9 protein-coding genes and 1 pseudogene are annotated in these 13,302 nt (G+C 68.9%); 6 read left to right on the forward strand and 4 right to left on the reverse strand.

The genetic code is table 11. From position 1 onward, the window contains the following. Window positions 1-4: 4 nt before the first annotated feature. Window positions 5-751 (reverse strand): TetR/AcrR family transcriptional regulator, encoded by a 747-nt coding sequence (locus tag EV138_RS23140; RefSeq protein ID WP_133980887.1) that lies wholly within the window; start codon window positions 749-751, stop codon window positions 5-7. A 131-nt stretch (window positions 752-882) separates the two neighbouring features. On the opposite strand from EV138_RS23140, the gene EV138_RS23145 reads away from it, so the two are divergent. Continuing rightward, on the forward strand, window positions 883-2,802 hold the full coding sequence (locus tag EV138_RS23145) for an MFS transporter (RefSeq protein WP_202866800.1): 1,920 nt from the start codon (window positions 883-885) through the stop codon (window positions 2,800-2,802). On the opposite strand, the gene EV138_RS23150 is transcribed toward EV138_RS23145, so the two are convergent. After that, window positions 2,803-4,701: an MFS transporter gene (locus tag EV138_RS23150; RefSeq protein ID WP_238158299.1), complete on the reverse strand. Its 1,899-nt coding sequence runs from the start codon at window positions 4,699-4,701 to the stop codon at window positions 2,803-2,805. A 515-nt stretch (window positions 4,702-5,216) separates the two neighbouring features. On the opposite strand from EV138_RS23150, the pseudogene EV138_RS23155 reads away from it, so the two are divergent. Next, window positions 5,217-5,981: pseudogene (locus tag EV138_RS23155) on the forward strand (DUF3027 domain-containing protein); the annotation flags it as partial. Window positions 5,982-6,212: 231 nt separating this feature from the next. Here the strand turns inward: EV138_RS23155 and EV138_RS23160 are convergent. Next, window positions 6,213-6,530 (reverse strand): DUF2530 domain-containing protein, encoded by a 318-nt coding sequence (locus tag EV138_RS23160; RefSeq protein WP_133980889.1) that lies wholly within the window; start codon window positions 6,528-6,530, stop codon window positions 6,213-6,215. Between the two features lie 74 nt (window positions 6,531-6,604). On the opposite strand from EV138_RS23160, the gene EV138_RS23165 reads away from it, so the two are divergent. Next, window positions 6,605-8,092 carry an NCS2 family permease gene (locus tag EV138_RS23165; protein ID WP_133980890.1) on the forward strand — a complete coding sequence of 496 codons (1,488 nt, stop codon included), beginning with the start codon at window positions 6,605-6,607 and terminating at the stop codon, window positions 8,090-8,092. Window positions 8,093-8,277: 185 nt separating this feature from the next. Further along, on the forward strand, window positions 8,278-10,338 hold the full coding sequence (locus EV138_RS23170; protein WP_133980891.1) for a prolyl oligopeptidase family serine peptidase: 2,061 nt from the start codon (window positions 8,278-8,280) through the stop codon (window positions 10,336-10,338). Here the strand turns inward: EV138_RS23170 and EV138_RS23175 are convergent. Beyond that, window positions 10,319-11,416, reverse strand: a complete 1,098-nt coding sequence (locus tag EV138_RS23175; protein ID WP_133980892.1) for a hypothetical protein — start codon at window positions 11,414-11,416, stop codon at window positions 10,319-10,321. The genes EV138_RS23170 and EV138_RS23175 overlap by 20 nt on opposite strands. 94 nt (window positions 11,417-11,510) lie before the next feature. Here EV138_RS23175 and EV138_RS23180 point away from each other — a divergent pair, with 94 nt between their 5' ends. Both EV138_RS23180 and EV138_RS23185 read left to right on the forward strand, forming a co-directional pair. Next, a complete protein-coding gene (locus EV138_RS23180) occupies window positions 11,511-11,960 on the forward strand; it encodes a MarR family winged helix-turn-helix transcriptional regulator (protein WP_133980893.1) in 450 nt (149 codons plus the stop codon). Continuing rightward, a complete protein-coding gene (locus EV138_RS23185; protein ID WP_133980894.1) occupies window positions 11,957-13,273 on the forward strand; it encodes an MFS transporter in 1,317 nt (438 codons plus the stop codon). The genes EV138_RS23180 and EV138_RS23185 overlap by 4 nt, the downstream gene beginning before the upstream one ends. Window positions 13,274-13,302 lie beyond the last annotated feature (29 nt).

Here is a 13,302-nt window from a genome sequence, read left to right on the forward strand (position 1 = left end):
CCGGTCAGGTGCGGGCAGCGCTGCGGTCGATCAGGGCCTGGATGCCGTCGAGCACCGCGGTCAGGCCGAACTTGAAGTCGTCGGGGTCGTCGCCGGAGTCGGCCCGTTCGATGCCGGCCGCGACCGTGGCGGCGATCATCGGGAACCGTTCCAGGGTGGCCAGCATCATCAGCCGCCGCCCGTACAGCTGGTCGTTCTCCTCCCTCGTCCGATCCGGCCGGGCGAACATCTCGGCGGTCAGCTGAGCTGCCCCGCGCACATAGATGTTGACCAGCACCATCGACGAGAGCTTTTCCCCCGCGCTGAGCGGCGTACCTTCGAAGACCCGCAGCCCCGCCTCCATCCACTCGAACTGCTTGGGTGACAGCGGCGGCTCGAACAGCGGCACCTGCAGAATCCACGGATGCCGGTGGATCGCCTCCCGCACCAGCATCGCCCACTGCGTGATCCCGGCCCGCCAGCCCAGCTCCGGCGCGATCGGCCCCGGTACGCCGAACGCCTCGTCGATCATCACCGTGTACAGCTCGTCCTTGGAATCGACGTACCGGTAGAGCGACATCGTGGTGAAGCCGACCTCGGCCGCCACCTTCGCCATCGAAACCGCGCCGAGCCCCGCGGCGTCGGCGATCCTGACGCCGGCCGCACCGATGTCGCTGATGTGCAGCGTCGGCTTCGGCCCTGGCCGCGCCGGCCCCTCGATACCCCACATCAACTGCAGGGCTCGCGGGAGTCCCTCCGCGGTCTTGTCCATCACTCGCTCCTCCGGTCGGCATGGCCAGAACTTCTCTGGATCTTATCTGTTTACAGCATAGACAGATACGCGCTATGGTCTGCGTACGGCGCACACAGTGTGCGTCATACACAGATAGCGGAGGGGTTCTTATGAGCACACCGGAGCGGGCCGGACGCAAGGAATGGATCGCGCTCGGCGTCCTCGCCCTGCCGTTGCTGCTGGTCTCGATGGACGTGTCGGTCCTGTACTTCGCAGTTCCCTTCATCTCCTCCGACCTGGGCGTCTCGGCGACCCAGCAGCTGTGGATCTTCGACATCTACGGCTTCGTGCTGGCCGGCCTGCTGATCACGATGGGCTCGCTCGGCGACCGGATCGGCCGGCGCAAACTGCTGATCTTCGGCGCGGTCGCGTTCGGCCTCGCCTCGGTCGCGGCGGCGTACTCGCAGAGCCCCGAGCAACTGATCGCGGCGCGGGCGGTACTGGGGATCGGGGGCGCGACCTTGATGCCGTCGACGCTGGCGCTGATCCGGAACATGTTCCACGACGCGGGCCAGCGGAGTAAGGCGATCGCGTTCTGGAGCGCGATCATGATGGGCGGCATCTCGCTCGGTCCGGTGCTCGGCGGCTTCCTGCTCGAGCACTTCTGGTGGGGCTCGGTCTTCCTGATCAACACCCCGGCGATGCTGCTGCTCCTCGTGCTGGCGCCGGTCCTGCTGCCCGAGTTCAAGGCGCCGGTTCGTGGACGCTTCGACCTGTTCAGCTCGGTGCTCTCCTTGGCGTCCGTGCTGCCGGCGATCTGGGGGATCAAGGAACTCGCCGCGAACGGCATCGAGACCCTGCCGATCGTCAGCATCGTGGCCGGCCTGATCGTCGGCGTCGGCTTCATCCAGCGGCAACGTACTGCGGACCACCCGATGATCGAGCTGGCTATGTTCCGCAACCGGGCCTTCAGTGGAGCGCTCGCCGCGAACACGATCGGGACACTGGCGCTGGTCGGCAACGCGGTCTTCATGACGCAGTACCTGCAGTTGGTGCTCGGGATGAGCCCGCTCAAGGCTGCACTGTGGTCGCTGGTGCCGTCGGTCGCGGTCGGTGCGGCTGCCCCGGTCGGTAACGTGCTGGCGCAGAAGATCGACCGGGCCTATGTGCTGGGGATCGGCTTCGTCGTGGCGGCCGTCGGGTTCGGCGTACTGACTCAGATGCACGTGGACTCGTCGCTCGTGGTTCTCCTGGTCGGTGCCGGGCTGCTGGCGGCCGGGTTGGTGATGGTGATGTCACTGGTGACCGAGGCGATCGTCGGTGCCGTCGCACCGGAGCGGGCCGGCTCGGCCTCCGCGCTGATGGAGACCTGCAGCGAATTCGGCGGCGCACTCGGCATCGCCGTACTGGGCAGCATCGGTACTGCGGCCTACCGCGGCGACCTCGACACGCACCTCCCGTCGAACCTCCCCGCCGGCGTCGTCGAAGGCGCCCGCGAAGGTCTTCCTGCTGCGACCGGCATCGCCGCCCACCTGCCCACCCAGCTCGGCACCATCGTCCTCGACGTCGCCCGCCACTCCTTCAGCCACAGCATGAACGTCGTCGCCCTCGTCGGCGCCGTCCTCCTGACCGCCACAGCCATCGCAGTAACCGTCCTCCTCCGCGGCACCACTCCGACCCCCACCAAAGCCGAGGACTCCAAGCAACCGGAGGCGGAGCAGACGGCCAACCCGCTCGACGCCCAGGGCGCCCCGCTCGTCGGTGAGAGCGAGGTCGCCTTGCTCACCAGCAAGGACGGCGCCGACGAGACCGCTCATCGCATCGAGGCGGCGACGCCCGCTCCTCGCGCCGGGGCAGCAGCGTCCGCCCGTCGCATCGAGGCGGCGATGCCCGCTCGTCGCGCGGAGGCGGCGATGCCCGCTCGTCGCGCCGAGGCGCCAGCGTCCGCTCGTCGCGCCGAGGCGGCTGCGTCCGCTCGTCGCGCCGAGGCGGCTGCGTCCGCTCGTCGCGCCGAGGCGGCTGCGTCCGCGCAGCGCGCCGGAGCGCCGGTGGTTGCTGACGGCAACGGTCAGGCGGTCGTCGTCAGCTGATCAGCGAGGTGGCCGGCGACCTGTGCCGGACTCGGGGCCCGACCGGCGACGCCGGAAGGGCCCCGCCTTGCGTTCCAGCGTCGGCTCGACAGCCCACGGCTGCTCCTCGACGACCGTCTCGTCATCATCCGGCTGCCCACTCCACCACCGCCCCACCACCGGTCGCCTAGCACTCTCACGCCCGCCACGGCTTTCATCGCCCACCCCGCCGCCACCCGCGCCCTGTCCACCGCGGCTTAGATCGCTCGTCCCGCCATCCGTGCCCTGTTCGCCGCGGGTTTCGCCGCCGGAACCGGCGCCCGAGGTCTGGCTGCCGCCGTTGGCGGCGCTCCTCTCGCCTGGGTGCTGACCGCCGGCTTGGAGGGTTTGGTTGGGGTCGAAGTGCAGTTCGACGGTGGGTTCGGAGTAGTGGGGAGTGTCGGGGCGGGCGGGTCGGGTGCGGCGTTCGGCGATGGACTCGGGGGCGGTGGAGAGGATGGTGCGCGTGGTTGCTGTCGACTGCGTGGGCTCGGCAGGTGCCGTGTTGGTGCCGGGAACACCGCCGCGAGCGTGCGGGACGGGGCGGGTGTCGTGGTGGGGTGCGGGGTCTCGCGGTCCAGGATGCGTGCCGGGACGGTTGGGCGGTACCGAGGTCGGCTTCTGGCGGATGACCAGGAAGACGACGACCGCGAGAACCGCCGCCAGGAAGCCGAAGCCGAGGCGGGGGATGAGTGGGAGCACGATGCCGCAGCCGCCGCCGAGCACCCAGGCGAGTTGCAGGACGGTCTCGGAGCGCGCGAAGACCGACGTACGGACTGATTCCGGGACGTCGCGCTGGATCATCGCGTCCAGCGACAACTTGCCCAGTGAACTGCAGACGCCCGCGACCAGGCCGAGCGCGATCAGCAGCGGGAAGCCGTAGAACACCGCCACACAGATCGCGACGATCGCGTCGGCGAACAGCACGACCAGCACCACGGCCTCGGGTTTACGGGCCTTGAGCAACGATCCGACCAGGGTGCCGAGGCTGTTGCCGATCCCCGCCGCCGCGATCACCGCACCGGCGGCGACGGCGCCGTTGATCCCGCTGATCGGCCGATCGCGGAGCAGGAACGCCAGGTACATGGTCAGGAAGCCGGAGACGAAGCGCAGCCCGAGATTGCAGCGGATTCCCCGCGCGACCGCGGAGGTGATCGCGCGACGGCGCGCGTCGCGGCCCTCGGTACCGGTCATTTCCTCGCCGGCCGGTGAGTCCACCCGGGCGGGCAACCGGATCGCGAGCACGAGGCCGACCGTGTACACCAGGGCTGCCCAGCGCAGTGACCATTGCGGTCCGATCGCGGCGAACGCACCCGCGATGCCGGCGCCGATCGTGGCGCCGGCCAGACCCGCGAGTGAGATGCGTGAGTTCGCCGTCACCAGGGTGACGTCCTTGGGCAGGAGCCTCGGTACTGCGGATGCTCGGGTTACGCCGTACGCCTTCGAGGCAACTAGGCAGCCGAGTGCGGCCGGGTACAGCCAGGCCGAACTTCCTGAGATCGACGCGGCCAGACTCCAGACGAGGAACCCGCGCAAGCCGAGCGTGGCGCCGATCGCCCAGCGGCGGCCGTGCCGGAACCGGTCCAGCACAGGGCCGATGAGCGGGGCCATCAACGCGAACGGCGCCATCGTCAGCAACAGGAAGAGCGCGACCCGGTCCCGGGCCTGCGAACTCGGTACTGCGAAGAACACGGTGCCGGCCAGCGAGACAGCGAACGCCGTGTCGCCGGCGGCGTTGATCGCGCCGAGCTCGATCAGCCGCGACAGCCCCGACTCGCCCGCCCCTTGCGCCCCGGTCAGCCCACGAATCCGCCGCCCGGTCGCCTTCCCCACCCGCCCGGTGAACCCAGCAGTCTTCTTGGACGCCGCCGCAAACCCCACCGCCCCCACCTTCGAGGCATGCCCGATCTTCTTCCCCGCAGCCCCAATCTTCTTCCCCGCCTCATCGAATCGCTCGCCGGTGCCCTTCCTCTCCCCGTCAGCGCCACCCGCCCCCCGCCCCTCATCGGAGCCGCCCGACCCCCGCCCCCCGCCGGAGCCGCCGGACGCTCGCCCCCCATCGGAGCCGCCCGACCCCCGCCCCCCGCCGGAGCCGCCGGACGCTCGTCCGCTGTCGCCGCCGCCCGGCGCGCGACCGCGGCCGGCGTCGCTCGACGGTCCGCCTTTGGTACCACCGCTTTGCGGCTGCCCGCTGGGGTTGGTGCCCGAGGTCGCGGGTGGGCGCCGGGGGTGCTCGGGGCGCCGGCTGGCCGCGGGGTCTGGGCTTTCCATACACCCATCCTGCCTTGTGGCGGGGACACAGCGCAGGTGCGGCGCGGAACTGTGTGGACAACCGCGGAACGTCGGTGTGGATCACAGTTCGAGTCAGTCCCGCGGGCGTGCGAGAATGACCGATTGTGACTCCCGTCAAGACTCCGGAACCGGTCCGCGCCAAGCCCGACGCCATCTGCGTCGCGGCTGTCGAACCTGCCCGTGAGGCGGCGATCGCCGAGGCGGGCGCTGCCCAGGTCGGCGAGCACCTCGGTCATCTGGTCGAAGGTGAGCGCCTCGTCACCCACTACTTCGCCTCCACCCACCCGGGCTACCGGGGCTGGCGCTGGGCGGTCACGGTGACCCGCGCTTCGCGCGCCAAGACGGTCACCGTCAACGAGGTCGTGATGCTGCCGGGCGACGAGGCGATCGTCGCGCCGGAGTGGGTGCCGTGGTCGGAGCGCGTCCAGCCGGGCGACCTGCGCCCGGGCGACCTGTTCCCGACTCTGCCCGACGACCCGCGGCTCGAGCCCGGCTTCACCGACACCGGCGCACCGGACGACGTACTGGCCGTCGTCGAGGAGCTCGGCCTGGGTCGCGAGCGCGTGCTCTCGCAGGAAGGCCGTGAAGAGGCGGCTGAGCGCTGGTACGCCGGGGACTTCGGTCCGAGCTCCGCGATCGCCCAGGCCGTGCCGTACAAGTGCTACTCCTGCGGGTACTGGATCCGTCTGAACGACAGCCTCGGCCAGGCTTTCGGCGCCTGCGCGAACGAGATGGCGCCCGGTGACGGCCGGATCGTGTCCTACGACTACGGCTGCGGGGCGCACTCGGACGTCGTCATCGACGCACCGGACCACCCGTCGACGGAGCACGCCTTCGACACCACCGGCTACGACGACCTGGCAATGGAGACCGTCGCCGAGGCAGACGGAGTACAGGACGAGCCAGACGTAGTACAGGACGAGGCGGACGTAGTACAGGAAGCGACCGATGAGGCCGACGCCGTTCAGGCTGAGGTCGAGGCCGCTGCCGAGCCCCCGTCGGACGACGAGGTCGAAGCGTCCTCTGCCGAGGACGACGAGATCCCGATGCCGACCGCCGAGGAAATCGCAGCGGAAGCAACCGCGAACTACTAGGCGAGCTCAGTCTTCCTGTTCCGGGCGGTGGCCCGCCTGGATGGCGGCCCAGCGGCGCCGGCAGTAGGCCAGGCCGATCCAGCCCAGCCCGAAGCCGGCCACGGTGACCCACAGCCACCACTCGTCGCCGTTCTTCTTCAGCTCGGACCGGAAGATCAGTACGACGACGAACGCGACCGCCCAGGCGACGATGCCGAAGATCACGGTCGGGATGCCGGACAGATCCAGTGGCTTCACGTCGGCGTGCATCAACTCACCCCGGGCCAGCTGACTGGTCGGGTCGGTCCGCTTCTTCGAGACCGACGCCTCGTTCTCCTCTGCCACCCCTCCACCTTAGCTCCAAAGCTTTTCCCGAAGGTGCTCGCAACCGGCCGGTAGGAACTGGCACCATTCGGGGCATGAGTTCGCCAGAGGCTGCCACAGCCCGCTCCAGGTCAGCCAAATTCCCAGCACACCGGCTCGACTCCTTCTTCAAGATCAGTGAGCGTGGGTCGACGCTCGGCCGCGAACTCCGCGGCGGACTGGTCACGTTCTTCACGATGGCCTACATCGTCGTGCTGAACCCGTTGATCATCGGCACCGTCAAGGACGGCACCGGCCAGTACGTCGGTGGCGGCACCGACCCGGTCGCCGCGATCGCCAAGGTCGCGGTCGCCACCGCGCTGGTGGCGGGCGTCGTCACCATCTTGATGGGCGTGGTCGCGAACTTCCCGCTCGCGCTGGCCACCGGGCTCGGGCTGAACGCGTTCATCGCCTTCAGCGTCGCGACCAAGATGACCTGGGCCGACGCGATGGGCCTGGTCGTGATCGAGGGCATCATCATCTTGGTCCTGGTGCTGACCGGGTTCCGCCGAGCGGTCTTCGAGGCGGTGCCGTTGCAGCTGAAGATCGCGATCAGCGTCGGCATCGGCCTGTTCATCGCGTTCATCGGGGTGATCGACGCAGGCTTCGTACGGCGCCCCGCGGCGGCCGGCGGGCCGCCGGTGGAGTTGGGTGTCGGCGGCAACCTTCGGGGCTGGCCGGTGCTGGTGTTCGTGGTCGGCCTGATCCTCGTCATCACCCTGTACGCGCGCAAGATCAAGGGCGCGATCCTGATCGGCATCCTCGCGGCGACCGTGCTGGCGATCGGGGTGGAGGCGATCTTCGACGTCGGCGGCCGGACCAACGACAACCCGGGTGGCTGGGGCCTGAGCGTGCCGAAGCTGCCGGACAACTGGTTCACCAAACCGAACCTGGACACGATCGGCGAGTTCAACCTGTTCGGCTCGTTCGACAAGGTCGGCGTGGTCTCGGCGCTACTGCTGATCTTCACGCTGATGCTGGCGGACTTCTTCGACACGATGGGCACGATGACCGCGATCGGCGCGGAGGCGGGCCTGCTCGACGAGGACGGTACGCCGCCGAACGCGCAGCGCATCCTGATCGTCGACAGCATCGCGGCCGCCGCCGGTGGAGCGGCCTCGGTGTCCAGCAACACGTCGTACATCGAATCCGCCTCCGGGGTCGGTGAGGGAGCGCGGACCGGGCTGGCCAGTGTCGTGACCGGGGTGTGCTTCCTGATCTCGATGGTGGTCGCGCCGCTGGTCACGCTGGTGCCGTACGAGGCGGCCACGCCGGCTCTGGTGCTGGTCGGCTTCCTGATGATGACGCAGGTGAAGGGGATCGACTTCGACGACCTCGAGGTCGCGATCCCGGCCTTCCTGACCATCATCCTGATGCCGTTCACGTACTCGATCTCCGCCGGTATCGGTGCCGGTTTCGTCTCCTACGTGCTGCTCAAGGTGGTCCGCGGCAAGGCGCGCCAGATCCACCCGCTGATGTGGGTCGTCTCTGCCCTGTTCGTCATCTACTTCGCCATCGGCCCCCTGGGCGACTGGCTCACCTGACGTCGCCGGGCCTCGGGGAGTCAGCGCTTCCCGGGGCCCGCTCGCTCGCCACAGCTCGACGGTTGCTAGAATGACTGTCGTCGGGTTCTCCGATCAGCCCACTTCCGCTCCGCTTCCACCGCGTCGAGCACCGGGCCTCTTCCATCCCTGAAGTTTCAGCTGATAGGCAGCCCAGGATCTCGCTTATGGACATCAACGGATTCCCTGCCCAGTCAGCGCGAACAGCGCGCTTCACCCTCGGCCTGCCGACCTCGTTCTCGCTGTCACCGGACGGTCGCCGGCTCCTCTTCCTCCGCAGTCGCGGTCCCGAGGACCGGACCGGTTGCCTTTGGATCCTCGACGACGGCGGCGAGCGGCTCCTGGTCGCACCCGACGAACTCGGTGCCGACGGCCCCATTCCGCCGGCGGAGCTGATCCGCCGGGAGCGAACCCGGCAAAGCGGGTCCGGCATCGTCGGCTACAGCGCCGACTCCGCACTGCGCACGGTCGTCTTCGCGCTCAACGGCGATCTCTGGGCACTCAACCTCGAAGACACCAAGCCGAAGCGGGTCCAGACCGCAGGCCCGGTCGTGGATCCTCGACTCGACCCGACTGGCCGTCGCGTCGCCTATGTGACGGACCGTGCACTGCGCGTAGTAGAGCTTGCTGATGGCAATGATCAGCTGCTGGCCGTCGACGAGAGTCGGGAGGTCAGCTGGGGACTCGCAGAGCACGTCGCGTCGGAGTCGATGGGCCGCAGCCGTGGTCACTGGTGGTCGCCCGGCGGCACTTCGTTGCTTGCGGCAAGAGTCGACCAGACGCCGGTGCACCGCTGGTGGATCGCCGACCCCGCCAACCCGTCCCGGCCGCCTCGCGAGATCCCCTACCCGGCAGCCGGTACGCCGAACGCGTTGGTCTCCCTGCACGCCTTCGACCTGGCCGGCAAGTCGGTGGAGATCGCGTGGGACCGGACGGCGTACGAGTATCTGGTCTCGGCCAACTGGGACGTGCACGGGCCGCTGCTCAGCGTGCAGTCCCGCGATCAACGAGTCCTTCGAGTCCTGGCAGCCGACCCCGAGACCGGGCAGACACAGCTACTGCACGAGCAGCGGGATCCCGCCTGGGTGGAGATCATCGCCGGTACGCCGGCGCGCACGGCCTCGGGCAAGCTCGTCCACACCGCGGATGAGGGCGAGACCCGCCGACTGACAATCGACGGCAAGCCGGTGTCCCCGGCAGGCCTACAGGTCCGCACGGTCCTCGAGGTCTCGGGCGAAGCGGTGCTGTTCGAAGCGAACGACGAGCCGACCGAGTGCCACCTGTGGCTGTACGACGAAACGGGCCTGCGGCAACTGAGCGACGGCCCGGGTTTCCACTCGGGTAGCCGGGCCGACGGCACTCTCCTGCTGACCTCGAACACCGAGGCCGGCCGATCGTTCGTCGTACGCCGGGAAGGCCGGCCCGATCAGACGATCACCTCACGCGCCGCGGAATCCGTGCTCACGCCCCGGATCACCTGGTTGAGGGCAGGCGAGCGAGAGATCCGTACGGCGCTGCTCCTGCCCTCCTGGTACCAGCCCGGGGACCGGCCTCTCCCGGTCCTGATGGCGCCGTACGCCGGTCCCGCGATGGCGATCGTGTTGCGGGTCAGCGGCTGGTGGTTCGCCAGCGCCCAGTGGTACGCCGAGGCGGGGTTCGCGGTGGTGATCGCGGACGGACGCGGTACGCCGGGGCGCGGCCCGGTCTGGGAGAAGACGGTGCACCACGACACCTTGTCGGCGCCGATCGAGGACCAGGTCACGGCGTTGCACGCGGCCGCGGAGCACTGCCCGGATCTCGACCTGACCAGGGTCGGCATCATGGGCTGGAGCTACGGGGGAACCCTGGCGGCAGCCGCCGTACTGCGGAGGCCGGATGTCTTCCATGCCGGGATCTCCGGAGCGGGCCCGAGCGACCAGCGGCTCTATGACACCCACTGGCGCGAGCGGTTCCTGGGGCATCCGGATGAGCACCCGGAGGACTACGACCGATCGTCGCCGATCACGGATGCGGCGAAGCTCTCCCGGCCGCTGCTGCTGGTGCACGGTCTCGCTGACGACAATGTGGTGGCTGCTCACACCCTGCGGTTCTCGGCGGCCCTGCTGGCGGCCGGTCGCCCACATCAGGTGCTACCGCTGTCAGGTGCTGGTCACCGGCCGACCGACGAGGCGACCGTGGCAGGTCTCATGCACCACCAGTTGCAGTTCTTCAAGGATGCGCTGAAGTAGCTTCGTGGAGTTCGGCACGCAGAGCCAGGTACCGCGTGCGGTCGGTGAACAGGTCGCGGAGTTCGGCGGTGACGTTGTCGAGGAACTCGGTGCGGTAGGTGGCGTCGGTCATCAGCGAGATCGAGTAGTAGAGGCCGGTGAAGATCGCGATGCCGGACGCGACCTTCACCAGGGTCGCGCTGAGCAGCAGCGGGTGGTCCAGCAGGACGAACTCGTGTGACCAGTTGCCCGGACTGATGCCCCACAGTTCGTACACGTGCCGGCTGATCGCGAGCAGACCGAAGGCGACAAAGAAGAGCCCGACGCCGCTGCTGACCACCAGGACCTGCATCCACTGGCGGATCATCAGGCTGATGGAGAGGTTCAGCCGTTGCAGCCGGCGCAGCGGCGGACCGGCGGCGGCGTCGTGCTCGATCCGGTCCAGCTCCTGCGGCAGTCGCAGGACCAGGAAGAGGTTGCTGATCAGGGCGAAGGCGACGCCCACGAAGACGATGAAGGCCGTCGGCATGCCGGCGAACACCTGCCACATGTCGGCGGTCATGAACAGCACCAGCGAGAACACCAGCAGCAGCGGCAAGGCCCGGACCAGGCTCGCCACCGAACTCGCCAGCTCCGAGCCGAGCCGCTGCAGCCCCCACACCGTCGTACCGATCAGGCCGTAGCCGACCACGGCGTACACCAGGCCGATCAGCACCAGGTTGCTGACGGCAACGCCGAGGAACTGGGTGAACTGGAACTCCGACAAAACCGGCAGGAGGGCCGGGAGCAGGACGAAGGTGGCCAGTTCCGGCGTACCGAAGCGGGACGGGAGGGACCACCACGGGCGGCCGCGGAGCCGGTTGAGGACGGCGAAACCGCCGATCAGTACCGCCAGGCCGCCGAGGACGGCGAACAGGTTGACCCAGAACGGCCACTTCAGCGAGGTCGCGCCGAGCATCTCCGCGAGGAAGACGAAGCCGAGCAGTGGGGTCGCCCGGGTGAAGATGTCGTGCGTCGGCGAGAAGTCCTCGATGAACAACGGCAGCCCCGCCCGCCGGAACCGCTGCTCGTACCGAGCCAACTCCGCAGATGTCGCCATGACCGCAGACCCTAATGCGCCGCCCCGGTTACCGCGGAGTCCGCATCCTGGTAACTTATTTTTGTTAGCAAAGGTAATGAGCTAAGCTAACGGTATGCCCGAAGTCGTAGCTCAGCAGGTGAAGAGTGACGTCGGCCTGGCGAGCGCGCTCAGGTCGTCCACGCTGCGGCTGTCCCGGCAGATCCGGCGGCAGCGGGTGGAGGGCGTGGATCTGACCGCCAACCAGCTCGGCGTGCTCGGTGCGCTGGGCAAACACGACGCGATGACGATCGGTGAGCTGGCCGCGCACGAGCAGGTCAAGCCGCCGTCGATGACGCGGATCGTGTCGAACATGGAGGAGGCCGGCCTGGTGGCCCGCCGCCCGCACGACACCGACAAACGCCAGATCGTGGTCGAGCTGACCGAGTCCGCGCACGCCTTGCTGCACGCCAACCGGCGGCGGCGCGACGAGTGGCTGCAGACCAAGCTGAAGAAACTGACCCCTGAGGAGCGCGACATCCTGCGCAAGGCAGCACCTGTCCTAGAGCGGCTGGCGGCCACATGAGCCCGACCTTCCGCGCATTTCACGTTCGTAACTTCCGGCTCTACGCCTCCGGCGCCATCGTCTCCAACATCGGCACCTGGATGCAGCGCGTCGCCCAGGACTGGCTGGTCCTGGAGCTGACCCACTCCGGCACCGCCCTGGGGATCGTCACCGGCCTCCAGTTCCTCCCCGCCCTGCTGATCTCGCCGTACGCCGGTCTGATCGCCGACCGCTTCCCCAAGCGCAAGGTGCTGACCATCACCCAGGTGGCGATGGGCGCGATCGCGCTGATCCTCGGCACGATGACGGTGACCGGCCTGGTCCAGACCTGGCACGTCTACGCGCTCGCCTTCCTGTTCGGAATCGGGACGGCGTTCGACGCGCCGACCCGGCAGGCGTTCGTCGTCGAGATGGTCGGCAAGGACGAGCTCTCCAACGCCGTCGGGCTGAACTCGGCGTCCTTCAACGCGGCGCGTCTGATCGGCCCCGGCCTGGCCGGCCTGCTGATCCACTGGATCGGTACCGGCCCGGTGATCATCATCAACGGGCTCAGCTACGCGGCGGTGATCCTGTCGCTGCACCTGATGCGCTCCAACGAACTGCACACACCCAAGGTGGCCGCCCGCGAGAAGGGCATGATCCGGGACGGCATGCGCTACCTGTGGCGCCGCCCCGACCTGATGATGGTCCTCGTCGCGGTGTTCTTCGCCGGCACCTTCGGGCTGAACTTCCAGATGACGTCCGCGCTGATGGCCACGAGTGCCTTCCACAAGGGCGCGGGGGAGTACGGCATTCTCGGCTCAATCCTGGCGATCGGTTCCCTCGCCGGCGCCCTGCTGGCGGCCCGCCGGGTCCGGACCAGGGGCCGCCTGGTGATCGGAGCCGCGCTCGCCTTCGGCGGCATGGTGATCATCAGCGGCCTGATGCCGACGTACCTGTCCTTCGCGGTGGTCCTGCCGCTGGTCGGGTTCACCGCGCTGACCATGCTGACCGCCGCCAACGCGACGATGCAGCTCGGGATCGAGCCGACCATGCGCGGCCGGGTGATGGCGCTCTACATGACGGTCCTGATGGGCGGTACGCCGATCGGCTCACCGTTCATCGGCTGGGTCGGCCAGGAGTTCGGCGCCCGCTGGTCCCTGATCGTCGGCGGCGGCCTGACCATCCTCGGGACGACGGCGTCGGTGCTGTACTTCTCCCGCCGCCGCGGCCTGGCCATCCGCCCGCACCTGTTGCCGCGCCCCCGGCTGGAGATCCTCACCCCGACCACCGACCTGCTCGGTGAGAAGGCCACCTTGACCGACCCGCCGCAACAGAAACCCCGGGTCGCCTGAACCATCCGGTTGTGTGACACGCGCACAAT

The organism is Kribbella voronezhensis, from assembly GCF_004365175.1.
GTDB classification, from domain to species: Bacteria; Actinomycetota; Actinomycetes; order Propionibacteriales; family Kribbellaceae; genus Kribbella; species Kribbella voronezhensis.

What these genes read in the sequence shown, in the direction of transcription:
- EV138_RS23165 (WP_133980890.1), top strand. Translation starts at nt 6,605, where the DNA reads ATGAGTTCGCCAGAGGCTGCCACAGCCCGCTCCAGGTCAGCCAAATTC.
- EV138_RS23170 (WP_133980891.1), top strand. Translation starts at nt 8,278, where the DNA reads ATGGACATCAACGGATTCCCTGCCCAGTCAGCGCGAACAGCGCGCTTC.
- EV138_RS23175 (WP_133980892.1), bottom strand. Translation starts at nt 11,416, where the DNA reads ATGGCGACATCTGCGGAGTTGGCTCGGTACGAGCAGCGGTTCCGGCGG.
- EV138_RS23140 (WP_133980887.1), bottom strand. Translation starts at nt 751, where the DNA reads ATGGACAAGACCGCGGAGGGACTCCCGCGAGCCCTGCAGTTGATGTGG.
- EV138_RS23185 (WP_133980894.1), top strand. Translation starts at nt 11,957, where the DNA reads ATGAGCCCGACCTTCCGCGCATTTCACGTTCGTAACTTCCGGCTCTAC.
- EV138_RS23180 (WP_133980893.1), top strand. Translation starts at nt 11,511, where the DNA reads ATGCCCGAAGTCGTAGCTCAGCAGGTGAAGAGTGACGTCGGCCTGGCG.
- EV138_RS23145 (WP_202866800.1), top strand. Translation starts at nt 883, where the DNA reads ATGAGCACACCGGAGCGGGCCGGACGCAAGGAATGGATCGCGCTCGGC.